Origin of the sequence: Lysobacter sp. MMG2, from assembly GCF_016735495.2 — a bacterium.
In the GTDB taxonomy this organism is placed as follows: domain Bacteria; phylum Pseudomonadota; class Gammaproteobacteria; order Xanthomonadales; family Xanthomonadaceae; genus Lysobacter_J.
Window position 1 is genome coordinate 418138 of the sequence record NZ_JAERQY020000001.1, and the last position, 26889, is coordinate 445026.

The following is a 26889-nucleotide window of genomic DNA, read 5'->3' on the forward strand; positions in this document are numbered from 1 at the left end:
GGCGACATTATACGGGCCCCGGCCCGGTATCATGCCCGCGCTCCCGCTCCGAGCCCGACACAGAGCCGCCATGTTCAACCGCACCACGGTCTACATCCTGATTGCCGCCCTGGCCGCGGCCCTGGGCCTGTGGGCTGCCCAGCACTTCTTCGGCCCGTCCATGCAGTCCTCGCTGCCGGCGACCCGCGCCGTGCGCCTGTTCGAGCCCGCCCGCACGCTGCCGGCCTTCACGCTGCGCCAGTCCGACGGCACGCCGCTGATCCCGGGCGAGCTCAAGGGCCACTGGACGCTGGTCTTCCTGGGCTTCACGCATTGCCCGGACGTCTGCCCGACCACCCTGGCCGAAATGGCCAAGGCGCAGAAGCAGTGGGCCGCGCTGCCGGAGGCCACGCGACCGCGCGTGCTGTTCGTCTCCGTCGACCCCGAGCGCGACACGCCCGACCGCATCGGCGAATACGCCCACGCCTTCCATCGCGACACCATCGCCGCCACCGCCGACATCCCGGCGCTGGAGAGCTTCGCCAAGTCGCTGAGCATGGTGTTCGCCAAGGTGCCGGCGCCGGAAGGCGCTCGCGCCGACCAGTACAGCGTCGACCACAGCGCTTCGATGGCCGTGCTCGATCCGCAGGGCCGCATGGCCGGCATCGTGCAGCCGCCGTTCGATCCAGCTGCCATCGCTGCGGACATGATCGCGTTGACACAGGCCTCGCCGAAGTAACCCTACTCTCGCGCAAGGCCGACGCGCCTTCCGCTTCCGCGCGTGCGTGCGCCCGAATCCGATAACGACATGAGCCTCGTCACCGCCCTCACCTACGTCCTGCCGCACCGCCTGCTGTCGTCGATGGCGCGCTCGCTCGCCTATTCCGACAACCCGCGCCTGAAGCAATGGCTGATCGACACGGTGACGCGCCGCTTCGGCGTGAACCTGGGCGAAGCCGCGCAATCGGATCCGACCAGGTACCCCACGTTCAATGCGTTCTTCACCCGCGCGCTGAAACCCGGCGCGCGCATCGCCGACGCCGATCCGCGCTCGCTGGTGATGCCCGCCGACGGCCACGTCAGCCAGTGCGGGCCGATCGAGAACGGCCGCATCTTCCAGGCCAAGGGCCAGTCGTTCACCGCCGCCGAACTGCTGGGCGACGAAGCCGACGCCGCGCCGTTCAACAACGGCCTGTTCGCGACGGTGTATCTGTCGCCGCGCGACTACCACCGCGTGCACATGCCCTGGACCGGCCGCCTGCGCGAAACCGTGCATGTGCCGGGCCGCTTGTTCAGCGTGGGCACCGCGGCCGTGGCGAACGTGCCGCGCCTGTTCGCACGCAACGAGCGGCTGGTGTGCCACTTCGACACCGACTTCGGCCCGATGGCCTGCGTGATGGTCGGCGCGCTGCTCGTCTCGGGCGTGGAAACGGTGTGGAGCGGCGAGGAAATTCCCGCCTACGGCGACCGCATCAACCGCAAGGACTGGCGTGCGGAAAACATCACGATCGACCGCTTCGCCGAGATGGCGCGGTTCAACTACGGCTCGACCGTGATCGTGCTGCTGCCGGCCGGCGTGGCGACGCTGGATCCGTCGCTGCATGCCGAATCGCCGGTGCGTCTGGGGCAGAAGCTGGCTACGCGGATCGGCTGAGCATCTACCTTCCCTCTCCCCTTGCGGGAGAGGGACAGGCCGCCGAAGGCGGCCAGGGAGAGGGAGGCGCGCCGCAGAAGCACGGGCTCCGCGCGCTTCCCTCTTCCGACACTTTGCGCCACCTTCTCCCTCAAGGAGAGAAGGACCCCATCTTTACGGATCGCTCATCGCGGCATCGACCGCGCCAGCCCCCACTGCGCCAGCCAATAGCTCGCCAGCACCGCGAACGCTGCCGCCGCGAACGGCGCAACGAAACGGTCCCACGCCAGCAGCGCGTCGGAGAGCACGAAGCACGCCCCGCCCCACGCGCCGAACAGGCTTGCCGCATCGCGCCGCCGCACCCACACGGCCAGCGCCTGCGCCGCCATCGCCGCCAGCACGACCACGTACACCACGACCGGAACCCGTAGTTCGCCCGGCAGCGTCGGCCACAGCTGGCTGAGCACCAAGCCTGCGACCACCGCATACAGCGCGAACGGCCATGCGGAGGCGAACCAGCGTTCGCGCTGGCGCAAGGCCAGCAGGTACGCCAGGTGGGCCAGCAGGAAACTCGCCAGCCCAGGCACGAAGGCATCCATCGGCAGCATCAGGAACACATCGCCGAGCGTCGACAGCGCCAGCCCCGCGAGCAGCCATGCGCGATAACGCGGCAGCGACGAGGCCATGCGCCACACCGACCAGGCGATCAGCAGCGTCGTCAGCGGCTTGAAGATCCAGTGCAGCCACGGCATCGCCGGCGCGTAGGCACCGGCGATCGCCAGCAGCGCGCTGACGGCGACGGCCGCCGCCAGCGCGATCGGCGCGCGCGTCACAGCGCGAGCCGTCGTTGCCATTGCAGCGGCACCTGGATGCGCTTGCCCCAATCGCCGTTCCAGTCCACCGGCAGGCCGGCGGTGCGCAAGGCGTCGACGATCGTGCGGGCCACGGACAACGCCGCCGCTTCGCCCTCTTCGACCGCCCCGTAGTTGAGACACAGCCCGTAGCCGTCGACGGCGTGCTCGGTGTCCTGCATGTGGAAGAAGGCGTAACCGTGCACGGGACTGCCGCGGTCGCGGGTCGCCGCCATTTCGTCGCCGATCTCCGCCACGCCGCAGGTGCCGCAGCAGGTGAAGTTCTGCCGGCATACCACGCCCTGCGATTCCAGCGTGGCGAAGGCGTGTTCGAGGCGGTCGTGATCGGTCACCTGCGGCCAGTCCGCGGCCTGCGCACGGTAGCTGGCGATCTCTTCCTCGAGGATGCGCCGCGCATGCGCGCGCAGGACATCCTCACCGTGCGACTGCATCTCCAGCACTTCCAATGCGTTGTCGACGATGGTGTCGGGTTCGACGTAACCGCCACGCAGGTCGCGGACGATGTAGCTGCGCAGTTCTTCCAGTTGTTCTTCCAGCGGGAGTGCACCGTGAGCGGCCTGCGCCGCCCGCGCGTCACCCCGCCGGAACAGACCGACGATCTTCTGCCAGAGCATGCCCCACCCCCTCCATCCCTGTGGTGGGCCGAGCATGGACCGTCAGGGCGCGCGACTCAACCGTCGCAGCCGTTGAGCTTGAGCTTCTGCCCGGGCTTGATCGCGAAACGCGGCGCCTTGAGCTTGTTCGCCTTCGCCAGATCGCCGGTGTCGCACTGGAACTTCTGCGCGATGGCGGTCAGCGTCTCGCCGCGCTTTACGGTGTAGGTGGAGGGCTTGGACGGCTTGGCGGGCTTGGCCGGCTTCGGCGCGGCGATCGCGCCCGCCGAGCCCGTACCGGCGCTTTCGGCCTCGTACACGGTGTCGTCCGACACCGGCGTCACCGGCCCGGTGCGCACGATCGCGGAGGACGCATCGCTCAGCACCAGCGTGTGTGCCAGCTCGGCGCGCTGGCCCTGCATGCAGTAGCGGCCGTACAGGCCGACGATCTTGCTCGTCGCGGCCAGCATGGTGCCGGTCGGCAGGTACTGGTCCGCCTGGTAGCGCGGGTTGAGGTTGCGCAGCGCGCGCATGTAGCCCTCGCGCGTGCCGCCGTTGCCCAGGCAGATGGTCAGCTCGTAGATCGAACTGGGCTTGGACAGGCGCAGCGACGCCGGGCGCGCGTCGACCTTGGGCATCGTCAGGCCGTATTCCTTCGGATGCAGGAACAACCACGCCGCGGCGATCACCATCGGCACGTAGTCGCGGGTTTCGGCCGGGAACTGGTTGTAGACCGACTCGTCCCAGAAATTGCGACCGCCGGTGGTGTTGAACACGCGCTGCGCGCGGCCCTCGCCGCCGTTGTAGGCGGCAAGCGACAGCTCGATGCTGCGGTTGAGCGTGCCCAGGCGTTCGTTGAAATACTCCGCGGCGGCCGCGGCGGAGGCGCGCGCGTCGTAGCGCGTGTCGAAGCCCGAGCCGTCTTCGCCCAGCCCGAAGCGGCGGCCGGTGGCGTACATGAACTGCATCGGTCCCGCCGCGCCCGCGCGCGAGGTGGAATGCACGCGGCCGTTGGATTCCTTCGCCATCACGCCGAACAGCAGCGCCTCCGGCAGCCCGGCGCGCTGGAACTGCGGCCACATCGTCTGGCGCAGGTATTGGTAGTTCTCGAAGCTGTCGATCAGCGACGGGCGCATGTCGGTGAGCCAGCGGCGGATGCCTGCCTGCACCGCCGGGTTGTACTGCACCATCTTCACGAACTGCTGGCCGTCGGCGCTGAGCAGCGCGGCGGCGCGCGCGGCTTCGGGCACGTCGGCGGTGAAGCTGCCGGCGCCTTCGTCGTCGTTGTCCTCGGGCACTTCATCGCCGGAGGCGAGGTCGGCGTTCTGCTTCAACAGCCGCTTGTAGGCGGTGAGCATCGTCGTGGGCGAACAGCCCTTCTGCTTCACGCAGGCGGCCATCACGTCTTCCATGTCCTCCAGCGCGGCGTCCACTTCGGTGCGGCCGGCCGGATCGGCGTTGCCGATCTTCACCAGGCCCTGGCGGTAGCGCGTCTCCGCCGCCTGCATGCGCTGGTTGAGGGCATCGACGGCAGCCTGGTCGCGCTTGGAGAGCGCATGGGCCTGCGGCATCAGGACGAGCAGGCCAAGCGCCAGCAGCGCGGCGGAAGAACGGAGTACGGGCATGGACTGCGACAACGTGGACGGGGGCAGCGCAGGGTATCCGGGTGCGAGCAAGCGCGACAAGCCGGAAAGGTCCGAATTTGCATGGCCCGTTTGCATGAACGGCAGAAACACGCCCGGAGTCGCAACATGAACACGGCCGCGCACGACGCCCCCTAGAATCGCCGCAACTCCCCCGAGATCCGTCCATGGACCCCATCCTGCTTGGCAAGGCTGTCACCACGCCGCAATCGCTGCCCGAAACCCAGGGCCATGTCGTCCTGCAACCCAAGTTCGGCAACCGCCACGGCCTGGTCGCCGGGGCCACGGGCACCGGCAAGACGGTGACGCTGATGACGCTGGCGGAAGGCTTCTCGCGCCTGGGCGTGCCGGTGTTCCTGGCCGATGTGAAGGGCGACGTGGCCGGGCTGGCGGTGGCCGGCACGGACAACGAGAAGCTGCAGTCGCGCGTGACCGAGATCGGCCTGGCCGGCTACACGCACGAAGCCAACCCGACGGTCTTCTGGGACCTGTTCGGCAAACTCGGCCATCCGGTGCGCACCACCGTGAGCGAGATGGGCCCGACACTTTTGTCGCGCGTGCTGGAACTCAACGACACGCAATCCGGCGTGCTCGACATCGTCTTCAAGCTCGCCGACGACCGCGGCCTGCTCCTGCTCGACCTGGAAGACCTGCGTGCCCTGCTCGGCCTGGTCGCCGAGGAACGCAAGGACATTTCCACCAGCTACGGCCTGGTCAGCGCGCAATCGATCGGCGCGATCCAGCGTTCGCTGCTGCGCCTGGAGCAGGACGGCGGCGAGATGTTCTTCGGCGAGCCCGCGCTGGAACTCACCGACCTCATGCGCACCACGCCCGACGGGCGCGGCGTGGTCAACATCCTTGCCTCCGAGCAACTGGTGCTGAAGCCGCGCCTGTATTCCAGCTTCCTGCTGTGGCTGCTGTCGGAGCTGTTCGAGACGCTGCCGGAAGTGGGCGACCTGGACAAGCCCAAGCTCGTGTTCGTCTTCGACGAAGCGCACCTGCTGTTCGACGACGCGCCGCCGGCGCTGCAACAACGCGTGGAGCAGGTGGTGCGACTGATCCGCTCCAAGGGCGTGGGCGTGTACTTCTGCTCGCAGTTCCCCGACGACGTGCCCGACGAGATCCTCGGCCAGCTCGGCAATCGCGTGCAGCACGCGCTGCGTGCGTTCACGCCGCGCGATCAGAAGGCGGTGAAGACGGCGGCGGAAACCTTCGTGCCCAATCCCGCGCTGGACGTGGCGAAAACGATCTCGCAGCTCGGCACCGGCGAAGCGCTGGTCTCCACGCTGCAGGACAAGGGCGTGCCGATGCCGGTGGAGAAGACGCTGATCGCGCCGCCGCGCTGCCGCATGGGCGCTATCACCGAGGCCGAACGCGCGCAGGTGCGTAGCACCAGCCCGGTCGGGCACAAGTACGACGAACGCGTGGATCGCGAATCGGCCGCCGAGAAACTGGCCACGCGGGCGCAGGTCGCCACGCAGAACGCCAAGGCGCCGCCCGCACGCACGCGCGAGCAGGACGAAGCCGAAGACAGCGGCTTCGGCCAGTCGGTGAAGGACGCCGTGTTCGGCACCAAGCGCCGCCAGGGCATGGTCGAGACGATGGCCAAGCAGACCGCGCGCACCGTCGGCAACCGCATCGGTCAACAGATCGTTCGCGGGCTGTTGGGCAGCATCTTCGGCGGAAAGCGCTGATCCTGCGCTTCGCGCCGGATCCCCACGATTTGTTGCGCGAACCGCGGGCCTCGTACGCACTTCCAATCCCCGCCCTGCCGGGGCGCCCTCACCAAGGGGGCTCTCCTCCGTCCTGCCAACGCAAGGAGTTCGTCATGCATGAATCCCGTTCGAAGTTTGTAGCGCTCGCATGTGCGCTGCTGTGTGCACTCTCGCTGTCCGCATGCAAGCCGCAGGCGCCTGCGGACCCTCCCGCAGCGCAGCCGGAAGCCGCCGCACCCGCGCCCGCCGCCGATGCCCAGCCCTCGGCGCAAAGCGCGCCGTTCGACGTGAAGGCCTTCGCCGGTACCTTCACCGGCACCCTGCCCTGCGCCGACTGCCCCGGCATCGACACGCGCATCGTGCTGGCCGCCGACGGCACCTACACGATCACCGAGTCGTACCAGGAACGTTCGGCGCCGGAACTGAAAGGCGACGGCACCTGGACCGCCGAAGAGAACAACCAGCGCCTTCGCCTGGACCCGAACAGCAAGAGCGACAACGACCGCCTGTTCGCGATCCTCTCGCACGACGAGATCCGCCAGCTCGACGTGGAAGGCAAGCCGATCGAGAGCGCGCTGCCGTACAACCTGAAGCGCGAAGGCGCCGCGCAGTAACGCATCGGGTGCGGCGCGCCGCCCGTCGGGGCGCCGCGCCGCGTGACCGCTGCCGGCGGCCCGGTGCGTTGTTCCCTGCGTGCTTCAGGACGGGGGCCTGGGTGCAGCGTGTCGACATCGCGGCCGGAGGCGTCGACACGCCCCCGATCCGGCCGACGCGCCTTCAAGGCGCTGGAGAGCCGCCATGTCCCATGCACCCCGTCTGTTCGCCGCCGTCCTGGCCTGCACGGCGAGCCTGAGCTTCGCCGCACCCGCGTTCGCGCAGGACCCGCCCCGTGCCGTCGTGTCCATCTACCGGCCCGCACCGGGCAAGCAGCTCGATTTTCTCAAGTGGATGGCTGCACGCGAAGCGGTTGCGCGCGAGGCCGGGATTCCGGCGCAACAGTGGTACGCGCACATCAGCGGCGACAGCTGGGACTTCCTCGTCATCGGCCCCAACCTGGACGATGCCACGTCCGACAAGGTCGACGCGCTGGAGCGCAAGCGCGGGCTGAAGGTCGGTCCTGCTGCCTCGCTGGAGTTCCGCCAGGTAATGGCCTGGCACACCGACACGCTGGCGGCCGGCCCGATGACGGCGTCGCAGCTCATCGACGCGGCGGGCAAGCCGTAGCGCTTGAGCGCCAGCGGCGACTCTGAGATAACGGCGTCCCATTGCAGTCAACGGCGTGCTTCGCCGCAATCGCATGTCCCGCTGGCGCCCCCCTGGCGAAAAAAGCACCGCGTTGATCACCCGTTCCGGCCACGACCGGCTGAAGGCCGAGCTGGACGAGCTGTGGCGCGTGAAACGCCCGGAAGTGGTCGCGGCCCTCGCCGCGGCCGCCGCCGAAGGCGACCGCTCCGAGAACGCCGAATACACCTACCGCAAGAAGCAGCTCGGCGAGATCGACCGCCGCGTGCGCTACCTGAGCAAGCGCGTGCCCGCGCTGCGCGTGGTGGACACCGTGCCCAGCGATCCGGTAGCGGTGTTCTTCGGCGCGCGCGTGGAGATCGAGGACGTCGCCAGCGGCGAATCGCAGCGCTACCGCATCGTCGGCCCCGACGAGACCGACGCCAAGGCCGGCTGGATCAGCATCGATTCGCCGCTGGCGCGCGCGATGCTGAAAAAGCGCCTGGACGACGAGTTCGAGGCGATGCTGCCGGGCGGCGCGGCGCGGTTCGTGATCGTCGAAGTTTCCTACGATGACGGCCGGGACGGCTGACGGCATCGTCCTGCGCGAGGCCACGATCGCCGACGCTGCGGCGATCAGCACACTGGTGAGCGCGCTGACACGGCGCTGGATCGCCCCGGATTGCGACGAGGACGGGATCGCGCGGCTGCTCGATTCGATGGCGACGCAGCGCATCGAAGAGCGGCTGCGCGAGGGCCATCGCCACGTCGTCGCCGAACGCGACGGGCGCATCGTCGGCGTCGTCGCCCTGCGTTTGCCTTCGCACCTGTACTACCTGTTCGTCGCCGAGAAGGCGCAGCGGCGCGGCGTCGCGCGTGCGCTGTGGGACGCGGTGCGCGTCGCCGCCGATCCGGACGCGCCGGTCACGGTCAACGCCTCGCTGCTCGCGGTGCCTGTCTACCGCAAGCTGGGCTTCGAACCCGCGGCGCCGGAACAACACGATCGCGGGATTCGCTTCGTGCCGATGCGCTGGGTTCCGCGCTGACCGTTGCCCGTCATTCCCGCGAAGGCGGGGCTTTTGGGCCGCCGCACGGCGGCACTCTCCATGGACGTTCCACGCTTCCACCCAAGCACGGCAGACACGACCCCTTGCCCGTCATTCCCGCGAAAGCGGGAATCCAGCGACTTTCCACGCTTTCACCCAGACTCGGCAGACGCGATCCTTTGCTCGTCATTCCCGCGAAAGCGGGGCTTTTGGGCCGCCGCACGGCGGCACTCTCCAGCGACTTTCCACGCTTTCACCCAAGCTCGGCAGACGCGACAACGCCCTCATCAGGCGCTCATACCGGATAGCCGGAGCAAAGGCACTGGATTCCCGCTTTCGCTGGAATGACGTTTTGCAGCGCCCCAACCGTCCCGCTTTCGCGGGAACAACGCCGTCGGTGTTGTAGCGTGTACGCCCCACCAATTCCCCACCCGCATGGACCACGACCAGCTCCAGGGCCTGCTCACCGCACTCGCCATCGGCCTGCTGATCGGCGTGGTGCGCGAGCGCCGCCACGGCGAAGGCCCCGCCGTCGCGGGCATCCGCACGCACGCGATGGTCGCGCTCGCCGCGGCGGTGGCGACGATGCTCGGCGTGGCGGTGCTGGTGGCGGTGACGCTGGCCGTCGGCGTGCTGGCGGTGACGGCCTACCTGCGCACGCGCGGCGCCGATCCCGGCATGACCGGCGAAATGGCGCTGCTGGTCACCACCATGCTCGCCGCGCTCGCGCAATCCGAGGGCTCGCTGGCCGCCGGCCTGGCGGTGATCGCGGCGGTGCTGCTGTTCGCCAAGTCGCCGCTGCACCGCTTCGCGCGCGACATCGTCAGCGAACGCGAAGTGCAGGATGCGTTGCTGCTCGCCGCCGCCGCGCTGGTGGTGCTGCCGATGCTGCCCGACGAGCCCGTCGACCCGTGGGGCGTGCTGGTGCCCTCGAAGCTGTGGAAGCTGGTCGTGCTGGTGATGGCGGTCGGCATGCTCGGCCACATCGCGCTGCGCGCGGTCGGTGCACGCTGGGGATTGCCGGTGGCGGGCTTCTTCTCCGGTTTCGCCTCGTCGACGGCGGCGGTCGCCGGCTTCGGCCAGCGCACGCGCGAGGAAGCGGCGCTGACCGGTGTTTCGGCCTCCGCGGCCTTGCTGGCCAACCTCGCCTCACTGTTGCTGCTGACCGGCATCCTCGCCACCGCCGCGCCCGCGCTGCTGCGGGCCAGTGCGTGGCCGCTGGCCGCGGCCGCCGGCGTGCTGGCGATCACCGCCGCCATCGGCCTGCGCCGCCAGGCCGAAACGCCGGCGCTGCCGCACGAACCGCAAGCGCGCGCGTTCAAGCTCAGCCACGGCCTGTTGCTGGCCCTGATGATCGCCGTGGTGCTGGTGCTGTCGGCGTGGCTGCGCAGTGTGTTCGGCGACATGGGCGCACTGGCGACGGCGGTGCTGGTGGCGCTGGTGGAACTGCACGCGGCGGCGGCGAGCATCGCGCAGTTGTCCTCCGCCGGCGGGCTGACGATGACGCATGCGCAGTGGGGCATCGCCGGGCTGCTGGCCTCCAGCGCGATCGCCAAAACCGTGCTCGCCTTCGCCAGCGGCAACCGGCGCTACGCCTTCTGGGTGGGCGCGGGGCTGGTGGGAATGGCGGTGACGTGCGGCGTCGTGACGGCGCTGGTCACGGCGACGGCCTGACGGCCCGGCGGCGACGTCCGAAGTCCCGCGCGCAACGCGTGATCGCTTGCGCGCAAGCCCGGATGCCTTGCGGCCGGGACGAAACGCCTTGCGCGCGACGCGGCGCGGCGCAAGCGCGTCTTAGTCGTCGAACGCGACCTCGCCGAACAGGTCGTGCTCGTCGGCGCCCATGATCTCCACGTCGACGAACTCGCCCGGCTTCAGCCCGGCCATGAAGCCGTTCTGGATCTGCACCAGGCCGTCGATCTCCGGCGCGTCGTACATCGAGCGGGCGATGGCGAGTTCGCCGTCCAGCGCGTCGACAATGCAGCGCTGCGTCGTGCCGACCTTGGCCTCGAGCCTGGCCGCGGAAATCTCCGCCTGGCGCTCCATGAAGCGCGCCAGGCGCTCCTGTTTCACTTCTTCCGGCACCGGGTCGGGCAGCGCATTGGCCGTCGCGCCGTCCACCGGCGAATAGGCGAACGCGCCCACGCGATCGAGCTGCGCCTCGTCGAGGAAGTCCAGCAGTTCCTCGAACTCGGCCTCGGTCTCGCCCGGGAAGCCGACGATGAAGGTCGAGCGGATGGCGATGTCCGGTGCGATCGAACGCCAGCGCTGGATGCGTTCCAGCGTCTTGTCCACGGCGCCGGGGCGCTTCATCAGCTTGAGCACGCGCGGGCTGGCGTGCTGGAACGGGATGTCGAGGTACGGCAGCAGCTTGGGCATGCCGTTGGAACCCGTTTCCGCCATCAGCGCAATGATGTCGTCCACGTGCGGGTACGGATACACGTAATGCAGGCGCGTCCAGATGCCCAGCTCGCTCAGGCCTTCGCACAGCGCCTTCATGCGCGTCTGGTACGCCTTGCCGCGCCATTCGCGTTCGGCGTACTTCACATCGACGCCGTAGGCGGACGTGTCCTGCGAGATGACCAGCAGTTCCTTCACGCCGCCCATCGCGAGCTTTTCGGCTTCGCGCAGCACCTGATCGACCGGGCGCGACACCAGGTCGCCGCGCATCGACGGGATGATGCAGAAGCTGCAGCGGTGATTGCAGCCTTCGGAAATCTTCAGGTACGCGTAGTGCTTGGGCGTGAGCTTGATGCCCGTGTCGGGCACCAGGTCCAGGAACGGGTCGTGCTTGGGCGGAAGCGCCGCGTGCACGGCGTTCATCACGCTGCCGTAGTCCTGCGGGCCGCTGATGGACAGCACGCCGGGGTGGGCCTCACGGATCTGCTCGGGCTTCTTGCCCAGGCAGCCGGTGACGATGACCTTGCCGTTCTCGGCGATGGCCTCGCCGATGGCGTCCAGCGATTCGGTCACGGCCGAATCGATGAAGCCGCAGGTGTTCACCACCACCACGTCCGCGTCGTCGTAGGTCTGGACGATGTCGTAGCCCTCCACGCGCAGCTGGGTGAGGATGCGCTCGGAATCGACCAGGGCCTTCGGGCAACCGAGGCTGACGAAACCGACTTTGGGATTGGCAAGGGACATGGACGGACCGGAACGAAAGGGCAGCTGGCGGCGGCCCATCACCTTCGCGATGCGAGGGCGACGAGGCTGCGACGGGCGGGAAGGCTGCGGAGTATAGCGTCAGGGATAGAATCGACCTGTCCCCCGACCAAACTGAACAGCGCCATGGCCCACTGGATCGACCTGGAGACCCTGCACGGCCCCGTGCGCGCCTGGCGGGCCGATCCGGCCGGCCCGTCTCACGGTGCCGTGATCGTGTTGCAGGAGATTTTCGGCGCCAATGCGCACATCCGTGCCGTCGCCGAGCGCTTCGCCGCGGCCGGGTTCGTCGCCCTGGCGCCGGCGCTGTACGACCCGGTCGCGCCGGGGATCGAACTGGGCTACGACGAAGCCGGCACGCAGCGCGGCGTCGCCCTGCGCAACGAACTGGGGTTCGACCGCGCGGTGGACATCGTCTCCGCCGCGGCCGAAAGCTTGGGCGAAGAGGGCCTGCGCGTGGGCGCGGTCGGTTTCTGCTGGGGCGGCAGCGTGGCGTTCCTGGCAAACGCACGCCTTGGGCTGCCGGCCGTTTCGTACTATGGCGCGCGCACCCTGCCCTTCCTCGACGAGCCGCTGCGCGCGCCGATGATGTTCCACTTCGGGCAAGCCGACACCAGCATTCCCGCCGACGCCGTCGAACAACACCGCCACAAGCAGCCGCGTGCGACCATCCACGTCTACGCCGGTGCCGGCCACGCCTTCAACCGCGAGGTCGACAACCACGTCTACGATCCGGCCGCGGCGGAAACCGCGTGGCGGCGGACCATCGAGTTCCTCGAGGAGAACCTGCGATGAATCGCAGCGACGCGCACGGCGATTGGCACCTGCACGAGCAGCTCGCGCAGGACACGCACCCGGTCGCGCACCTCGCGCTGAGCGAGCTGCGCCTGATGGACGACGCCAACCACCCGTGGCTGATCGTGGTGCCACGCGTGAACGATGCGGTGGAACTGATCGACCTGGACGGCGCGCAGCAGGCCGCGTTGCTGCAGGAGATCAACCTGGCCAGCCATGCGCTGCGTGCGGTGTTCAAGCCGCACAAGCTCAACGTGGCTGCGCTGGGCAACGTGGTGTCGCAGTTGCACGTGCATGTGATCGCGCGTTTTCCCGACGACATCGCCTGGCCGCGCCCGGTGTGGGGCACGGCGACCGCGCAGCCTTATACGCCCGAGGCGCTGGTCACGCGCATCCAGCAGCTGCAGGGCGCGCTGAAGCAGTGACATCGCGCCCGGCCTGCGACATCGAACCGCTGGCCGACGACGCCTGGCTGCTGCGCTTCGGCGACACGCTAGACACCGGGCTCAACACCGCCGTGCACGCGATGGCCGCGCGCCTGCGCAGCGCCGGCCTGCCCTGGCTGCGCGATCTGGTGCCGGCGTTCGCGAGCCTGGGCGTGTTCTTCGATCCGGCGATGGACCCGGCCGTGGTGCATGCGCGGTTGCTGGCGATGATCGAGGAGGATGCGTCGGGCGGCGAAAACGTAGCTATCCCCCTGCACGAAGGCGTGGGAGCGAACATTGTCGATATCCCCGTGCTCTACGGCGGCGAACACGGTCCCGATCTCGAATCCTCCGCCGCCGAACTCGGCCTGACGCCAAGCGAACTGATTCAACGCCACACCGCCGGCGAATACACCGTGGCGATGATCGGCTTCGCGCCGGGCTTTCCTTACCTGTCGGGCCTGGATCCCGCGCTGGCGTTGCCGCGACTGGCGACGCCGCGCGCCAGCGTCGCCGCGGGCAGCGTCGCCATCGGCGGCGCGCAGACGGGCATCTACTCGCGCGAAAGCCCCGGCGGCTGGCGCGTGCTCGGCCGTACGCCGTTGCGTCTTTTCGACCCCACGCGCGAGCCGCCGACGACGCTGCGACCCGGCGATCGCGTGCGCCTGCGCGCCATCGACGCGGATGAATTCGCGCGCCTCGAACAAACCGACGGAGCACGCGCGTGACGCGTGCCCTGCATGTCATCGCACCCGGCCTGCTCACCACGGTGCAGGACCTCGGGCGTCCCGGCTGGCGACACCTGGGCGTGGCGTACGCGGGCGCGCTCGATGCGGATGCCGCAGCGCTCGCGAATCGGCTCGTGGGGAACACCGCCGGGACCGCCGTGCTGGAACTGACGCTGCGCGGACCGACGCTGCGACTGGACGCACCCGCGCGGATCGCGATCGTCGGCGCGCAGATGGTGGCGAAGCTCGACGGCGAAGCGGTGCCCTGCGGACGTCCGGTCGACCTGCCCGCGGGCACGCTCGAACTGGGCGCGCTGCGCGACGGCGCGCGGGCCTGGCTGGCGATCGACGGCGGGATCGACGTGGCGCCGGTGCTGGGCAGCCGCAGCACCGATCTGCGCGGCGGCTTCGGCGGCGTGGACGGCCGGGCGCTGCGCAGCGGCGACGTCCTGCCGCTGGGCGAGGCCACGGCGCGCGACATCCACACACCGCGCGCACCGAAATGGTGGATCGACCCGTCGCACGACACGCACCTGCCGATCCGCTACCGCCCGTCCGCGCATGCGGCCGCGGCGGCGTTCGCGCGGCGCGGCTGGCGCGTCAGCGCGAGCAGCAACCGCCAGGGTCTGCGCCTGCAGGGCGATGCGCTGGCCGTGCCGACCGCCGACGGCGTGTCCGAGCCCGTCGCGCCGGGCACCATCCAGCTGCCGTCCGACGGCAATCCCATCGTGCTGCTGGCCGACGCCCAGACCGTCGGCGGCTACGCGAAGCTCGGCCACGTCATCGCCGCCGACCTGCCCCGTCTGGCGCAATGCATTCCGGGACAGACGCTCCACTTCGCGCCCTGCGATGCCGCAACCGCCCATCGGCTGGCTTGCGCGGCGCGTGCGCGCCTCGCCAGAATCGGCGTGATGATCGATGCGCGCCTCGCCGCGGTCTGAACCCACTCCCTTCTTTTCAAGCAACCTCCAGGCTCGACTTCCATGAAATCCCATATCGTCGGCGCGCTGGTGCTGGTCGTGATCGGCACCCTGTTCCTGCTCAACAACCTTGGCTTCACCGACATGAGCCTGGGCCGCCTGCTGATGACCTGGTGGCCTGCGATCCTGATCGTGGTCGGCCTGGGCATGCTGTTCAAGCGCGGCTGAGGCCGCGCGGCGACACCGTCGTGGCCGTGCGCATCGACTTCAACTGCGACCTGGGCGAAGGCTGCGGCGACGACGCGGCGATCCTGCCGCATGTCACGTCCGCCAGCATCGCCTGCGGCGGCCACGCGGGCGACGAGGCGAGCATGCGCGAAACGTTGCGCCTGTGCCGCGCGCACGGCGTCGCGGCGGGCGCGCATCCCTCGTTCGAGGATCGCGAGCATTTCGGCCGGCGCGTGCTCGACAAAGCGCCGGCTGAAATCGCCCGCACGGTGCGCGAACAGATCGAACGCCTGCGAGCCATCGCCCGCGAGGAAGGCGTCGCGCTCGCGCACGTCAAGCCGCACGGCGCGCTGTACAACGTCGCCGCCGACAACCGCGACGTGGCCAACGCCATCGCCGCAACCGTGGCCGCCATCGACCCGGCGCTGGTGCTGTACGGCCTGTCCGGCTCCGCATTGACGCAGGCCGGTGCCGAACACGGCCTGCGCGTGGCCCACGAAGTCTTCGCCGAGCGCGGCTACGACGCACGCGGCCGCCTGCGCCCGCGCGGCACGCCCGGCGCGGTGATCGAATCGCTGGACGACGCCGTCGCGCAGGTGCGACGCCTCGCGCTGCACGGCGAAGTCGTGGCCGATGACGGACGCGTGGTGCCGGTTCGCGCCGACACGCTGTGCCTGCACGGCGATCGCAGCGATGCGGCGGAATTCGCCCGCGCCGTGCGCGCCGCGCTGGAAGCCGACGGCATCGCCGTGCGCGCATTCGGGGCGGCGGCATGAACGACGCCATCAACTACTGGCCGCTGCTCGGCGTCGCCTGGGTCGTCGTCGGCTTCGTGCTGCGCGCCAACCCGGTGATCGTGGTGGTCAGCGCCGGACTGGTCAGCGGATTGCTGGCCGGCAAGTCGATGGGCGAACTGCTCGCGCTGCTGGGCGAAAGCTTCGTCTCCAACCGCGCGCTGCTGATGTTCGCGATGACGCTGCCGATCATCGGCCTGCTCGAACGCGCCGGCCTGCGCGAGCACGCGCTGCGCTGGATCGCGCGCTGGCGTGGCCTGACGCTGTCGCGGCTGCTCGCCGGTTACCTCGCGGCGCGCCAAGGCTTGAGCATGATCGGCCTGATCGACATCGCCGGACATGCGCAGACCGTGCGCCCGCTGCTGGCGCCGATGGCGGAATCGGCGGCGAACAAGCCCAACGGCCCGGTCTCGCGCGAGGACACGCAGAAGGTGTACGCGCTGGCCGCCGCGACCGACAACGTCGGGCGCTTCTTCGGCGAGGACGTGTTCCTCGCCTTCGGCGCGGTGCTGCTGATCCAGGGCTTCTACGCCGAACACGGCATTCATCTGGAGCCGCTGCAGATCGCGCTATGGGCGATTCCCACCGCCATCGCCGCGTTCGTGATCCACGCCGTGCGCATCGTCTTCTTCCAGCGCGGGCTGGACCGCCGCACCGCCGCGCGCCGCGCCGCGCAGCCTTCCGCGGAGCGCGCCGATGCTGTCGATTGAGCATTTCTATGCACTGCTTGCGCTGTTCCTGCTGTACGCGGGCCTGCGCAACCTGCGCGAGCGACGCTACGCGCACGCGGCGTTCTGGACCCTGATCGCGGTGCTGTTCGCCGCCGGCCGGCCGGTGCTGGATGCCGCGAAGGCCGGCGACAAGCTTCCCGCGCAGTGGGCGGGCGCGGCCGTGATCGCGCTGGCGTTGCTGGCCACGCGCATGCGCCGCGAGCACATCGAGGAAGCGCCGGAAGCGCAGCGGCTGGCATCGGCATTGCGACTGGGCCATCGATTGTTCGTGCCGGCGCTGATCATCCCGGTGGTGACGGTGCTGATCGTGCTGCTCGGGCCGAAGATCGCCATCGGCGGTACGCGGCTGTTCGGCGAAGGCAGCATCACGCTGATCGGGCTGGCCCTGGCCTGCGTGCTGGCGACCTTCGCGGCGATCGCGGTCACGCGCGAGCGCCCCGTCGCCGCGCTCGGCGACGGCCGGCGCCTGCTCGACACGATGGGCTGGGCGGCGCTGCTGCCGATCGTCCTGGCGACGCTGGGCGGCGTGTTCGCGGCCAGCGGCGTGGGCGATGCGGTGGCGTCGATCGTGTCCATGCTGATCCCCGCCGACAGCCGCCTGGCCTGCGTGCTCGCCTACGGGTTGGGCATGGTGTTGTTCACGGTGATCATGGGCAACGCGTTCGCCGCGTTCCCGGTGATGACCGCCGGCATCGGCCTGCCGCTGCTGGTGCAGGAACACGGCGCGGCGCCGGCCATCCTGGGTTCCATCGGCATGCTCACCGGCTACTGCGGCACGCTGATGACGCCGATGGCGGCCAACTTCAACCTCGTGCCGGCCGCGCTGCTGGAGCTGGACGATCCCAACGCCGTGATCCGCGCGCAGTTGCCGACGGCGATTCCACTGCTGCTGGTGAACCTCGCGCTGATGTACTGGCTGGCGTTCCGATGAGCGCGACGCCGATGCCGCATGTGCTGCTGACCGGCTTCGCGCCCTTCGGCGGCGAGACGACGAACCCGAGCTGGGAAGCCGTGCAGGCGCTGGAAGGCGAGGTCGTCGCCGGGCATCGCATCGTCGCGCGTTGCCTGCCGGTGGAGTTCGACGCGTCGCTGCCTGCGCTGCGGCACGCACTGGACGAACTGGCGCCGTCGCTGGTGATCTGCGTCGGCCAGGCCGGCGGACGTGCGCAGCTGTCACTGGAACGCGTGGCGATCAACGTGATCGATGCGCGCATTCCCGACAACGCCGGTGCGCAGCCGGTCGACGAGCCGGTGGTGATCGACGGCCCGGCCGCGTACTTCACCGGGCTGCCGGTGAAGGCGATGCTGGCGGCGCTGCGCAACGCGGGCGTTCCGGCCGAGATTTCGCAGACCGCCGGCACCTACGTCTGCAACCACGTCTTCTACGGACTGATGCACGCGCTGCGCGATGTGCCGGGCACGCGCGGCGGTTTCGTCCACATCCCCTACTCGCCCGCGCAGGCCGCGCTGCACGCCGGTGCGCCGAGCCTGCCGGTGTCCGTCGTCGCGCAGGCGCTGCGCATCGGCGTCGCCATCGCCCTGACCATCGAACACGACGTCCGCATCGGTGCGGGCGCCACCCACTGAAAGGACCTTCGAGAATGCGTAAACCGTTCGCCGCCCTGCTCGCCACGGCGCTGCTGTTCCCCACCCTCGCCTGCGCCGCGTCGCAGTCGTTCTACGACAAGAAGGCCGCCGAAGCCGGCGGCGCCGGCCAGCGCACGGTGAGCCTGTACGTCGACGTCGACCTGGGCGCGCGCAAGAGCGGTTCGGCGGGCGAACTCAACCAGGCGCACAAGGCCTTCAACGCGAACGGCTTCGATGTGGTGAGCGTGGTCGGCTACACCGAGAACGGCGACTTGCAGGGCTTCTTCGTTACCTACGTGCGGCGCTGAGGGACGCAACCCCTCACCCCAACCCCTCTCCCGCAAGCGGGAGAGGGGCTTCACTTCGCGGCGCGCCTCAGCGCTTCTTGCCCGCGATGTACTTCTGCAGCGCCTCGGCGCGCTGCGCCGACGCCGGATGGCTGTCGAGCAGCCCGGTCTTCTGCGCACCGCCCAGCTTCTTCATCGCCTCGACCGCGCCGTTGGGATCGAGATTGTGGCGGAGGAGGAAATCCACGCCGTACTTGTCGGCTTCGGTCTCGTTGCCGCGGCTGAACTTGGCCTTCACCACCGCCTCGCCGAGCGCGCCGAGCTGCGAAGACGCCAGCGCACCGACGTTGCCGCCGGCCGCGGCCGCACCCTTGCGCGCGGCGCTGGTGAGGTAGGTGGTCTTGAAGCGCTCCAGCGAGTGCCCCTTGCGCACGTGCCCGATCTCGTGGCCGATCACCGCCATGAGTTCGTTGTCGTTGGGCATCAGGTCCATCAGGCCGGCGAACACGCGCACGGAACCGTCCGGCGTGGCGAAGGCGTTCACGTCCTTGACCATGTAGACCTTGAAGTTGAGGTCGAGGCCGTCCTCGTGCTCCATGCCCTTGGTCAGCCGCGCCAGCCGCTTGGCGTACTGGCTGCTGGCGGGCGCGACGGTGTTGTCCTTGCCCATCTGCACCACCGACTGGGCGGACAGCTGGCTGACTTCGGCGCTGGACATGGTCAGGCCCTTCACCGCGTCGCCGCCGGCTTCGAGCATCTTGTCGTTTCCGAGCAGGGCGCCGAGCTTGCCGGCGTGGGCGACGCCGATGCACAGCGTGCAGGCGGCAAAAAGCGAAATCAGTCGTTTCATGTCGTTCCTTCAGATGGGCGGGATGAATCACGCGCAAGGCTGCTTGATGCCTTTTTCCGCGGCCATCAGAGAGATTCGCAGGCAAACAAAAGGCCCGCGTTGGCGGGCCTCTCGATGCTTTTCCCGGGCGGGATCAGGTGCGCGGCAGCGTCACGCCGACCTGGCCCTGGTACTTGCCGCCGCGGTCCTTGTAGGAGGTCTCGCAGACTTCGTCGGACTGGAAGAACAGCATCTGCGCCACGCCCTCGTTGGCATAGATGCGCGCGGGCAGCGGCGTGGTGTTGCTGAATTCCAGCGTGACGTGGCCTTCCCATTCCGGCTCCAGCGGCGTCACGTTGACGATGATGCCGCAGCGCGCGTAGGTGCTTTTGCCCAGGCAGACGACCAGCACATCGCGCGGGATGCGGAAATACTCGACCGTGCGCGCCAGCGCGAAGGAGTTGGGCGGGATGATGCACACGTCGCTTTCGATGTCGACGAAGCTGCCGCTGTCGAAATGCTTGGGATCGACGATCGTGGAGTTGATGTTCGTGAACACCTTGAACTCGCGCGAGCAGCGCACGTCGTAGCCGTAGCTGGAGGTGCCGTAGCTGACGATGCGGTGCCCATCGGCGGCGGTCTTGACCTGGCCCGGCTCGAACGGTTCGATCATGCCGTGCTGTTCGGACATGCGACGGATCCAACGGTCGGACTTGATGCTCATGCGGTGCGTGCGGGCTCGGGCGTGGGAACGGCGATTGTGTCAGCCGGGGAAGGCCGGGGCCAGAGGCCCCGGGGTTCAGATCAGCGAGGCCGACAGCGGCGTGGCCACGCGCGGGCGCAGGGCCAGCTCGATCGCCATGCGCCGGGCCGTGGCGCGGTACGCGGCGGCCGCGGCGCTGTCGGGCGCGGCGACGACCACCGGGGTGCCGGCATCGCCCTGTTCGCGGATCGCGATCTCCAGCGGCAGGCTGCCCAGCAGCGGCACGCCGTACTGCGCGGCCATGCGCTTGCCGCCGCCTTCGCCGAACACGTGCTCGGCGTGGCCGCAGTTGGAGCACACGTGCACGGCCATGTTCTCGACCAGGCCCAGCACCGGCACGTTGACCTTCTCGAACATCTTCAGCGCCTTGCGGGCGTCCATCGTCGCCACTTCCTGCGGCGTGGTGACGATGACCGCGCCGGCCACCGGGATCTTCTGCGCCAGGGTGAGCTGGATGTCGCCCGTGCCCGGCGGCAGGTCGACGATGAGGTAGTCCAGGTCGCCGCCGAGCGATTGTCCCCAGCGGGTCTCGCCCAGCAACTGGGTCAGCGCGGAGGTCGCCATCGGGCCGCGCCAGATCATCGGCGTGTCCTGTTCGACCAGCAGACCGATCGACATGGCCTCCACGCCGTGCGCCTGCATCGGCTCGATGCTCTTGCCGTCGGGGCTGTCCGGGCGGCCGCTGAGGCCGAGCATGGTCGGAATGCTGGGGCCGTAGATGTCGGCATCGAGCACGCCCACCCGCGCGCCTTCGCCGGCGAGCGCCAGCGCCAGGTTCACCGCGGTCGTGGACTTGCCGACGCCGCCCTTGCCGGAGCCGATGGCGATGAGGTTGCGCACGTTCGTCAGCGGCGAAAGCTGGGGCTGCACGGCGTGCGAAACGATGCGCGGATGCAGCTCCAGCCGGGCCAGCGTCGCGCCCTGGGCGGCGAGGAGCGCGGTGATCTCGCGCTCCATCCACGGCCGCAGATGGGCACACGGGAAGCCCGGGGCGATTTCGACCACCACGCGACCCTCTGCTTCGACCGCGCGGATGCGCGCGCCGGTCTGGGCCAGGGTGAGGTCGGTGTCTGGGAGCGGGAGCGCAGCGATTCGGTCTTGCAGGGAATCCATCACGAAGACAGCCGGAAAGTAAGACCGCCATTCTACGGGATCGCCGGCCAAGCCAACTTTTGATTGCGCAATGCACCACTCACGGTTGTATTTTCGGATTGTTCCGATTCTTCCCCGCTCCGCGCATTGCGATGGTCCCAGCGCCACGAAGGCGCGCGCCGCGATCCCATCCGCGCCGCGATCAACCATCGCAAGGGGAAAACATGAAGTCGATTCCGCAGTCCGCCGGGCGCACGCGCCTCTGCCTGGCCATCGCCGCACTGCTGGCGCCCGCCTGCGCCCTCGCGCAGACACCGGCGCCCACCGATCTGGACAAGGTCACCGTGACCGGCTCGCTGATTCCACAGACGCAACTGGAGAACTTCACACCGGTGACGGTCGTTTCGGCCGAGGACATCCAGGTACGCGGCTTCACCAGCGTCGCGGACGTCCTGCAGCAGTCCACGTTCCAGACCGGCGGCCTGCAGGGCGGGCAGACCTCGGCCGCCTTCACCCAGGGCGCCGAGGCGGCCGGCATGTTCGGACTGGATCCGGGCTACACCAAGTACCTCATCAACGGCCGTCCGATGGCCAACTACCCCGCGCTCTACAACGGCAGCGACACGTTCAACAACATCAGCGGCATTCCGGTGGATCTGGTGGAGCGCATCGAGATCCTGCCCGGCGGGCAGTCCTCGCTGTACGGCTCCGACGCGATCGCCGGCGTGATCAACATCATCCTGAAGAAGCAGGTCGACGGACTGTCGCTGAACCTGCGCGGCGGCTGGTACGACGAGGGCGGCGGCGACAGCCTGCGCCTGAGCGCGTCCGACGGCTGGAGCGCGATGGACGGCCGCCTGCAACTGCTCGCCGGCCTACAGATGGAAACCCGCGATCCGATCTGGGGCCATCAGCGCGAGCTCACGCGGCAGTACAACCCACGCGGCACCTCCGCGCCGCTGGCCAGCCGCGACTACGTGGTGATCAACGCTTCGGCGCGCAACACCTACCTGTTCCTCGATCCGGCTCAGTGCGGCAACGTCACCGGCCAGTTCGACGGCACCGAAGCGCTGCAGATGCGTCCGGGCTTCGGCGCGTACTGCGGTTCATTCAGCACGCCGGGCTATCGCACGTTGCGCAACGGCAAGGACAGCGCGCAGCTGTACACGCACGCCACCTTCGACGTGAACGACGCCGTCCGCCACTACGCCGACCTGCTCGCCGGCCAGGAAAACGTGGACTACGCCACCGGCTCCAACTACACCTGGTGGGGCACGAGCGCGAAGTACGGCTACTTCTACGATCCCGATCGCCGCGCCCTGCTCAACCTGCAGCGCGCGTTCGCGCCGGAGGACATAGGCGGGCTGGGCTTCGCCGACATCATGAACACCGACCGCAACCGCTCGACCATGATCACGCTGGGCGCGCAGGGCCAAGCCGGCGGGAACTGGGACTGGGACGTCGGCTTCACGCGCAGCGACTACCGCCTGCGCGAACACCAGTGGGCGCGATTCGCCGATCCCATCAACGCCTATTTCGAACAGCACGTCCTGGGACCGAAGCTGGGCATGCGCGGCGCCTATCCGATCTTCCGCCCCAACTACGCCGCGTTCTACCAGCCGATCTCGCCGGCCGACTTCGCCGGCTTCACCGGCTATGTCGACACCGACAGCAGGACCTACGACAACCTGCTGCGCGCGCAGCTGACCAACACCTCGCTGTTCGCGCTGCCCGGCGGCGACGCGGGGCTTGCGGTGGTGGTCGAGGGCGGCACGCAGGGTTGGGAATACCGGCCCGATGCGCGACTGGTGCAGGATCCGGACACGCTGAAGTCCCAGGTGTGGGGCCTAACCTCTGTCAGCGGCGAAGGCGATCGCGATCGCTACGCCGTGACCGGCGAACTGCGCCTGCCGCTGTGGAAGCCGCTGACGCTCACCCTCTCCGGCCGCTACGACGCCTTCGACGCGAACGGCCGCACGATCGACAAGCCCACCTACAGCCTGGGCATCGAATACCGCCCGATCGAAAGCCTGCTGCTGCGCGGCAAGTACGGCACCGCGTTCCGTGCGCCGACGCTGTCGGACATGTTCCAGGGGCCGAGCGGTTACTACAGCTCCACCACCGACTACTACCGCTGCTACCAGCAGGACCCGCGCTACACGCCGGGCAACACCGACGATTGCACTTACGATTCCTCGCAGTTCTTCGGCCAGCAATCGGGCAATCCGGACCTGCGTCCCATCGAGGCGGACGTGTGGAATGCCGGCCTGGTGTGGGCGCCGACGACGCGCCTGTCGATGTCGCTGGACTACTTCGTCTGGGACATCCGCGACGAAGTCGACCAGCAAAGCGCCGACCAGCTCATGCTTGCCGAATTCTTCTGCCGCACCGGTGGCGCCAACACCGCCACGGCGAGTTGCGCGCAGGCGCTGGAGTGGGTCAAGCGTGGCGAGAACGGCGAGATCCAGTCGATCCACACGCCCAAGGTCAACGTATCTCGGCAGAAACTGGAAGCCGTCACCGCCAGTGCGAACTACACCCTCGACCTAGGCCGCCACGGCACGCTGAACTTCGCCGGCCACTACACCAACAACCTCGAGCACACGGTCACGCCGCTGCCGGGCGACGAACCCATCGACCTGCTGCGCGATCCCTACGCCATGTGGCTCTACGACAGCTATGCGAAGACGCGCGCCGACGCCTCGCTGGGCTGGAACATCGGCAAATGGACGACGACCGCCTACGCCAACCGCATCGGCAAGACGCCCAACTACCTGGCCTACAGTTCCAAGTCATGGGACTACGTGCACCCCGGCGGACAGAAGGCCGGCTGGTGGGCGCCCTACACCACCTGGAACCTGAGCCTGAACTACGACGTGAACGACGACATCCGCCTCTCGCTGCTGTTCAACAACGTCCTGGACAAGACGCCGGAGCATCAGGCCGCCAATTACCCGGGCACTTCGGGCACGCCGTTCAACAACTACCTCTACAACCCCTACGGGCGATCCATCTACGCGGAGATGCGCTACGAGTTCGGCCACTGAAACCGCCCTTCCCCGCCACCGGACCGGTGGCGGGGTTCGCGCGCCGAACGCGGCCGAACAGTGCCTACGAGCGCACGCTCCATACGCCATGGGATGCGGTATAACTGGCGCGAACCGAATCCCTGGGAGGGGACACATGCTCACCAAGAAGCCCGCCAAGTTGCTCGCCCTGCTGTTGCTGACGCTGCCGCTGGCCGCGTTCGCGCAGACCTCGCCGGTCGGCCAGTGGACCACCATCGACGACAAGACCCAGAAGCCCAAGTCGGTGGTCGAGATCTACGAGGCGAAGGACGGCAGCCTGGCCGGGCGCGTCACCGAGATCCTGCAGTCCGATCGCGGCCCGAACCCGCTCTGCGACAAGTGCTCCGGCGACCGCAAGAACAAGCCGGTCAAGGGGATGGTGATCCTGTGGGGCATCAAGCAGAAGGGCGAGACCTGGGAAGGCGGTCAGATCCTCGATCCGGCCAGCGGCAAGGTCTACTCGGTGAAGGTCACGCCGGTGGAGGGCGGAAAGAAGCTGGAAGTGCGCGGCTTCATGGGCTTCTCGCTGCTGGGCCGCACGCAGACCTGGTCGCGGCGCTGACGCCGGCACCGCTGCACGTTGCACGACGACGCCCCGGCCTGGCCGGGGCGTTTCGTTTCCGCCACCGGAACGCCGCGGGGCGCATGCGATAATCCCGGGCTCACTTCGCTCACCCATCCCCCATGTCCCGCGAGTTCGTCGTTTCCTGCGCCCTGCCCTACGCCAACGGGCACCTGCACCTGGGCCATCTGGTCGGCTACACCCAGGCCGACATCTGGTGCCGCGCCCAGCGCATGGCCGGCCACAAAGCCTGGTACGTGTGCGCCGACGACACCCACGGCACGCCGATCATGCTCGCCGCCGAAAAGGCCGGGCAGACGCCGGAATCCTTCATCGCCGGCATCCAGGCCAGCCACGAACGCGACTTCGCCGACTTCGGCGTCGCCTTCGACCATTACGACTCGACCAACTCCGAGCGCAACCGCATCCTCACCGAGGCGATCTACGCCAAGCTCGACAACAACGGCCACATCGCCCGGCGCTCGGTCGCGCAGTTGTTCGATCCGGTCAAGGGCATGTTCCTGCCCGACCGCTACGTGAAGGGCATCTGCCCCAACTGCGGCACGCCGGACCAGTACGGCGACAACTGCGAGAACTGCGGCGCGACCTACTCGCCGACCGAACTGAAGGAACCGCGCTCGGTCATCAGCGGCGCCACGCCGGAACTGCGCGAGTCGGAGCACTTCTTCTTCGAAGTCGGTCAGTTTGAGTCGTTCCTGCGTGAATGGCTGTCGGGCGACGTCGCATTGCCGGGCGTGAAGGCCAAGCTGCAGGAATGGCTGGATGCCGAGGGCGGCCTGCGCGCGTGGGACATCTCGCGCGATGCGCCCTACTTCGGTTTCCAGATTCCCGGTCACCCGGGCAAGTTCCTGTACGTCTGGCTGGATGCGCCGATCGGCTACCTGTCCAGCTTCCAGGCGCTGTGCGAGCGCGAAGGCCTGGACTTCTGGTCCTACCTGCGCCGCGACAGCACGGCCGAGCTGCACCATTTCATCGGCAAGGACATCGTCAACTTCCACGGCCTGTTCTGGCCGGCGGTGCTGCATGGCGCGGGCTTCCGTGCGCCGACGCGCCTGCACGTCAACGGTTACCTCACCGTGGACGGCGCGAAGATGTCGAAGTCGCGCGGCACCTTCGTGATGGCGCGCACCTACCTCGATGCCGGTCTCGAACCCGAAGCGCTGCGCTACTACTACGCGACCAAGACCGCCGGCGGCGTCGACGACCTCGACCTGAACCTGGCGGACTTCATCGCCCGCGTGAATGCCGACCTGGTCGGCAAGTTCGTGAACCTCGCCAGCCGCTGCGCCGGCTTCATCGAAAAGCGCTTCGACGGACACCTCGCCGATGCACTGCCGGACGCGGCGATGTACGCGCGTTTCGTCGAGCAGCTCGCACCGATCGCGCAGGCCTACGAACGCAATGAAGCGGCCACCGCGCTGCGCCTGACGATGGCGCTGGCCGACGAAGCCAACAAGTACATCGACGAATGCAAGCCGTGGGTGCTGGCCAAGCAGGACGGCGCGGACGCGCAGCTGCAGGCCGTGTGCACGCAGGGCCTGAACCTGTTCCGCGTGCTCAACGCCGCGCTCAAGCCGGTGCTGCCGCGCGTGACCGCGCAGGCGGAGGATTTCCTCGCCGCGCCGGTGAAGACGTGGAACGACCTCGCCGCACCGCTGCTGTCGCACCGCGTCCAGCCTTACGCACCGCTGTTCACCCGCATTGACCCCAAGCACATCGACACCATGATCGAAGCCTCCAAGGACTCGCTGAAGTCCGAAGTCCCCAAGACCGAAGCCCCGGCCAAGGCCGACACCAAGGCCGCTGCGAAGCCCGCTGCCGCACCTGCGCCCGCCGCGGGCGAAGCGGCGCAGTACATCGGCATCGACGACTTCGCCAGGCTCGACCTGCGCGTGGGCAAGGTGGTGGCGTGCGAGTTCGTGGAAGGCTCCGACAAGCTGCTGCGCTTCGAACTCGATGCCGGCGAGCTGGGCACGCGCCAGATCTTCTCCGGCATCCGCGGTTCCTACGGCGAGCCGGAAAAGCTGGTCGGCCGCAGCGTGGTGTTCATCGCCAACCTCGCGCCGCGCAAGATGCGCTTCGGCGTGAGCGAGGGAATGATCCTGTCGGCGGGCTTCGACGGCGGCTCGCTGCACCTGCTGGACGCCGACGCCGGCGTGCAGCCGGGCATGCCGGTGCGCTGAGCGTCGGGATTC

The 26889-nt window shown here is 68.8% G+C and carries 28 protein-coding genes; 21 read left to right on the forward strand and 7 right to left on the reverse strand.

The genetic code is table 11. The features are described 5' to 3' along the window. The first annotated feature begins 70 nt into the window (after positions 1–70). The gene (locus tag JI752_RS01825; protein ID WP_216958389.1) at positions 71–718 is read left to right on the forward strand and encodes an SCO family protein; all 648 of its coding nucleotides are present in this window, start codon (positions 71–73) and stop codon (positions 716–718) included. 69 nt (positions 719–787) lie between these two features. Next, the gene (asd, locus tag JI752_RS01830; RefSeq protein ID WP_216958391.1) at positions 788–1633 is read left to right on the forward strand and encodes an archaetidylserine decarboxylase; all 846 of its coding nucleotides are present in this window, start codon (positions 788–790) and stop codon (positions 1631–1633) included. A gap of 164 nt (positions 1634–1797) precedes the next feature. On the opposite strand, the gene JI752_RS01835 is transcribed toward asd, so the two are convergent. Genes JI752_RS01835 through JI752_RS01845 form a run of 3 tightly spaced genes read right to left on the reverse strand, consistent with a single transcriptional unit; the run spans position 1798 to position 4702 of the window. Further along, the gene (locus JI752_RS01835; RefSeq protein WP_216958393.1) at positions 1798–2466 is read right to left on the reverse strand and encodes a lysoplasmalogenase; all 669 of its coding nucleotides are present in this window, start codon (positions 2464–2466) and stop codon (positions 1798–1800) included. After that, positions 2442–3098, reverse strand: coding sequence for a hypothetical protein (locus tag JI752_RS01840; RefSeq protein ID WP_216958395.1), 657 nt, complete (start codon positions 3096–3098; stop codon positions 2442–2444). Before JI752_RS01840 ends, JI752_RS01835 begins: the two co-directional genes overlap by 25 nt. Positions 3099–3154: 56 nt before the next feature. Beyond that, on the reverse strand, positions 3155–4702 hold the full coding sequence (locus tag JI752_RS01845) for a transglycosylase SLT domain-containing protein (protein ID WP_216958397.1): 1548 nt from the start codon (positions 4700–4702) through the stop codon (positions 3155–3157). A gap of 185 nt (positions 4703–4887) precedes the next feature. On the opposite strand from JI752_RS01845, the gene JI752_RS01850 reads away from it, so the two are divergent. The 6 genes from JI752_RS01850 (at position 4888) to JI752_RS01875 (ending at position 10376) form a co-directional block, all read left to right on the forward strand. After that, positions 4888–6414, forward strand: a complete 1527-nt coding sequence (locus tag JI752_RS01850) for a helicase HerA-like domain-containing protein (RefSeq protein ID WP_216958399.1) — start codon at positions 4888–4890, stop codon at positions 6412–6414. 134 nt (positions 6415–6548) lie between these two features. Next, positions 6549–7049, forward strand: coding sequence for a copper resistance protein NlpE (locus JI752_RS01855; RefSeq protein ID WP_216958401.1), 501 nt, complete (start codon positions 6549–6551; stop codon positions 7047–7049). Between the two features lie 184 nt (positions 7050–7233). After that, complete coding sequence (locus JI752_RS01860) at positions 7234–7659, forward strand: hypothetical protein (protein WP_216958403.1); 426 nt, start codon at positions 7234–7236, stop codon at positions 7657–7659. Between the two features lie 73 nt (positions 7660–7732). Next, complete coding sequence (gene greB / locus JI752_RS01865) at positions 7733–8248, forward strand: transcription elongation factor GreB (RefSeq protein WP_216958405.1); 516 nt, start codon at positions 7733–7735, stop codon at positions 8246–8248. Next, positions 8229–8702 carry a GNAT family N-acetyltransferase gene (locus tag JI752_RS01870; protein ID WP_216958407.1) on the forward strand — a complete coding sequence of 158 codons (474 nt, stop codon included), beginning with the start codon at positions 8229–8231 and terminating at the stop codon, positions 8700–8702. Before greB ends, JI752_RS01870 begins: the two co-directional genes overlap by 20 nt. A 435-nt stretch (positions 8703–9137) precedes the next feature. After that, positions 9138–10376: a DUF4010 domain-containing protein gene (locus tag JI752_RS01875; protein WP_216958409.1), complete on the forward strand. Its 1239-nt coding sequence runs from the start codon at positions 9138–9140 to the stop codon at positions 10374–10376. A gap of 120 nt (positions 10377–10496) precedes the next feature. Here JI752_RS01875 and rimO read toward each other — a convergent pair whose 3' ends face one another. Further along, positions 10497–11846 (reverse strand): 30S ribosomal protein S12 methylthiotransferase RimO, encoded by a 1350-nt coding sequence (rimO, locus tag JI752_RS01880; protein ID WP_216958411.1) that lies wholly within the window; start codon positions 11844–11846, stop codon positions 10497–10499. 144 nt (positions 11847–11990) lie between these two features. Here rimO and JI752_RS01885 point away from each other — a divergent pair, with 144 nt between their 5' ends. Genes JI752_RS01885 through JI752_RS01930 form a run of 10 tightly spaced genes read left to right on the forward strand, consistent with a single transcriptional unit; the run spans position 11991 to position 18380 of the window. After that, complete coding sequence (locus tag JI752_RS01885; RefSeq protein ID WP_216958413.1) at positions 11991–12659, forward strand: dienelactone hydrolase family protein; 669 nt, start codon at positions 11991–11993, stop codon at positions 12657–12659. Beyond that, complete coding sequence (locus tag JI752_RS01890) at positions 12656–13084, forward strand: HIT family protein (protein ID WP_216958415.1); 429 nt, start codon at positions 12656–12658, stop codon at positions 13082–13084. The genes JI752_RS01885 and JI752_RS01890 overlap by 4 nt, the downstream gene beginning before the upstream one ends. Further along, a complete protein-coding gene (gene pxpB, locus JI752_RS01895; protein WP_216958417.1) occupies positions 13081–13812 on the forward strand; it encodes a 5-oxoprolinase subunit PxpB in 732 nt (243 codons plus the stop codon). Before JI752_RS01890 ends, pxpB begins: the two co-directional genes overlap by 4 nt. Continuing rightward, positions 13809–14753, forward strand: coding sequence for a biotin-dependent carboxyltransferase family protein (locus JI752_RS01900; RefSeq protein WP_216958420.1), 945 nt, complete (start codon positions 13809–13811; stop codon positions 14751–14753). Before pxpB ends, JI752_RS01900 begins: the two co-directional genes overlap by 4 nt. A 42-nt stretch (positions 14754–14795) precedes the next feature. Beyond that, entirely contained in the window at positions 14796–14960 is a 165-nt protein-coding gene (locus tag JI752_RS01905) for a DUF5668 domain-containing protein (RefSeq protein WP_199244485.1), read from the forward strand. Between the two features lie 20 nt (positions 14961–14980). Next, on the forward strand, positions 14981–15736 hold the full coding sequence (locus JI752_RS01910; RefSeq protein WP_216958422.1) for a 5-oxoprolinase subunit PxpA: 756 nt from the start codon (positions 14981–14983) through the stop codon (positions 15734–15736). After that, positions 15733–16464, forward strand: a complete 732-nt coding sequence (locus JI752_RS01915; protein ID WP_254200145.1) for a DUF969 domain-containing protein — start codon at positions 15733–15735, stop codon at positions 16462–16464. The genes JI752_RS01910 and JI752_RS01915 overlap by 4 nt, the downstream gene beginning before the upstream one ends. Next, positions 16451–17416, forward strand: a complete 966-nt coding sequence (locus JI752_RS01920) for a DUF979 domain-containing protein (protein WP_216958424.1) — start codon at positions 16451–16453, stop codon at positions 17414–17416. The genes JI752_RS01915 and JI752_RS01920 overlap by 14 nt, the downstream gene beginning before the upstream one ends. Further along, positions 17413–18072 (forward strand): pyroglutamyl-peptidase I, encoded by a 660-nt coding sequence (gene pcp / locus JI752_RS01925; protein ID WP_254200147.1) that lies wholly within the window; start codon positions 17413–17415, stop codon positions 18070–18072. The genes JI752_RS01920 and pcp overlap by 4 nt, the downstream gene beginning before the upstream one ends. A gap of 14 nt (positions 18073–18086) precedes the next feature. Continuing rightward, on the forward strand, positions 18087–18380 hold the full coding sequence (locus JI752_RS01930; protein WP_216958426.1) for a hypothetical protein: 294 nt from the start codon (positions 18087–18089) through the stop codon (positions 18378–18380). A 67-nt stretch (positions 18381–18447) separates the two neighbouring features. On the opposite strand, the gene JI752_RS01935 is transcribed toward JI752_RS01930, so the two are convergent. From JI752_RS01935 to apbC, 3 genes are all read right to left on the reverse strand, one after another. Beyond that, positions 18448–19209 (reverse strand): M48 family metalloprotease, encoded by a 762-nt coding sequence (locus JI752_RS01935; RefSeq protein ID WP_216958429.1) that lies wholly within the window; start codon positions 19207–19209, stop codon positions 18448–18450. Positions 19210–19342: 133 nt separating this feature from the next. Continuing rightward, positions 19343–19912: a dCTP deaminase gene (dcd, locus tag JI752_RS01940; RefSeq protein WP_216958431.1), complete on the reverse strand. Its 570-nt coding sequence runs from the start codon at positions 19910–19912 to the stop codon at positions 19343–19345. Between the two features lie 75 nt (positions 19913–19987). Further along, positions 19988–21064 (reverse strand): iron-sulfur cluster carrier protein ApbC, encoded by a 1077-nt coding sequence (apbC, locus tag JI752_RS01945; protein WP_216958433.1) that lies wholly within the window; start codon positions 21062–21064, stop codon positions 19988–19990. Between the two features lie 203 nt (positions 21065–21267). Here apbC and JI752_RS01950 point away from each other — a divergent pair, with 203 nt between their 5' ends. From JI752_RS01950 to metG, 3 genes are all read left to right on the forward strand, one after another. Continuing rightward, positions 21268–24090, forward strand: a complete 2823-nt coding sequence (locus tag JI752_RS01950; protein WP_216958435.1) for a TonB-dependent receptor — start codon at positions 21268–21270, stop codon at positions 24088–24090. Between the two features lie 136 nt (positions 24091–24226). Then, on the forward strand, positions 24227–24673 hold the full coding sequence (locus tag JI752_RS01955; protein ID WP_216958437.1) for a DUF2147 domain-containing protein: 447 nt from the start codon (positions 24227–24229) through the stop codon (positions 24671–24673). A 122-nt stretch (positions 24674–24795) separates the two neighbouring features. Then, the gene (gene metG / locus JI752_RS01960) at positions 24796–26877 is read left to right on the forward strand and encodes a methionine--tRNA ligase (RefSeq protein ID WP_216958439.1); all 2082 of its coding nucleotides are present in this window, start codon (positions 24796–24798) and stop codon (positions 26875–26877) included. The last annotated feature ends 12 nt before the right edge of the window (positions 26878–26889 follow it).

Coding starts and splice junctions, on each gene's coding strand:
- JI752_RS01825 (WP_216958389.1), top strand. CDS start 71: ATGTTCAACCGCACCACGGTCTACATCCTGATTGCCGCCCTGGCCGCG.
- asd (WP_216958391.1), top strand. CDS start 788: ATGAGCCTCGTCACCGCCCTCACCTACGTCCTGCCGCACCGCCTGCTG.
- JI752_RS01835 (WP_216958393.1), bottom strand. CDS start 2,466: ATGGCAACGACGGCTCGCGCTGTGACGCGCGCGCCGATCGCGCTGGCG.
- JI752_RS01840 (WP_216958395.1), bottom strand. CDS start 3,098: ATGCTCTGGCAGAAGATCGTCGGTCTGTTCCGGCGGGGTGACGCGCGG.
- JI752_RS01845 (WP_216958397.1), bottom strand. CDS start 4,702: ATGCCCGTACTCCGTTCTTCCGCCGCGCTGCTGGCGCTTGGCCTGCTC.
- JI752_RS01850 (WP_216958399.1), top strand. CDS start 4,888: ATGGACCCCATCCTGCTTGGCAAGGCTGTCACCACGCCGCAATCGCTG.
- JI752_RS01855 (WP_216958401.1), top strand. CDS start 6,549: ATGCATGAATCCCGTTCGAAGTTTGTAGCGCTCGCATGTGCGCTGCTG.
- JI752_RS01860 (WP_216958403.1), top strand. CDS start 7,234: ATGTCCCATGCACCCCGTCTGTTCGCCGCCGTCCTGGCCTGCACGGCG.
- greB (WP_216958405.1), top strand. CDS start 7,733: ATGTCCCGCTGGCGCCCCCCTGGCGAAAAAAGCACCGCGTTGATCACC.
- JI752_RS01870 (WP_216958407.1), top strand. CDS start 8,229: ATGACGGCCGGGACGGCTGACGGCATCGTCCTGCGCGAGGCCACGATC.
- JI752_RS01875 (WP_216958409.1), top strand. CDS start 9,138: ATGGACCACGACCAGCTCCAGGGCCTGCTCACCGCACTCGCCATCGGC.
- rimO (WP_216958411.1), bottom strand. CDS start 11,846: ATGTCCCTTGCCAATCCCAAAGTCGGTTTCGTCAGCCTCGGTTGCCCG.
- JI752_RS01885 (WP_216958413.1), top strand. CDS start 11,991: ATGGCCCACTGGATCGACCTGGAGACCCTGCACGGCCCCGTGCGCGCC.
- JI752_RS01890 (WP_216958415.1), top strand. CDS start 12,656: ATGAATCGCAGCGACGCGCACGGCGATTGGCACCTGCACGAGCAGCTC.
- JI752_RS01905 (WP_199244485.1), top strand. CDS start 14,796: ATGAAATCCCATATCGTCGGCGCGCTGGTGCTGGTCGTGATCGGCACC.
- JI752_RS01915 (WP_254200145.1), top strand. CDS start 15,733: ATGAACGACGCCATCAACTACTGGCCGCTGCTCGGCGTCGCCTGGGTC.
- JI752_RS01920 (WP_216958424.1), top strand. CDS start 16,451: ATGCTGTCGATTGAGCATTTCTATGCACTGCTTGCGCTGTTCCTGCTG.
- pcp (WP_254200147.1), top strand. CDS start 17,413: ATGAGCGCGACGCCGATGCCGCATGTGCTGCTGACCGGCTTCGCGCCC.
- JI752_RS01930 (WP_216958426.1), top strand. CDS start 18,087: ATGCGTAAACCGTTCGCCGCCCTGCTCGCCACGGCGCTGCTGTTCCCC.
- JI752_RS01935 (WP_216958429.1), bottom strand. CDS start 19,209: ATGAAACGACTGATTTCGCTTTTTGCCGCCTGCACGCTGTGCATCGGC.
- dcd (WP_216958431.1), bottom strand. CDS start 19,912: ATGAGCATCAAGTCCGACCGTTGGATCCGTCGCATGTCCGAACAGCAC.
- apbC (WP_216958433.1), bottom strand. CDS start 21,064: ATGGATTCCCTGCAAGACCGAATCGCTGCGCTCCCGCTCCCAGACACC.
- JI752_RS01950 (WP_216958435.1), top strand. CDS start 21,268: ATGAAGTCGATTCCGCAGTCCGCCGGGCGCACGCGCCTCTGCCTGGCC.
- JI752_RS01955 (WP_216958437.1), top strand. CDS start 24,227: ATGCTCACCAAGAAGCCCGCCAAGTTGCTCGCCCTGCTGTTGCTGACG.
- metG (WP_216958439.1), top strand. CDS start 24,796: ATGTCCCGCGAGTTCGTCGTTTCCTGCGCCCTGCCCTACGCCAACGGG.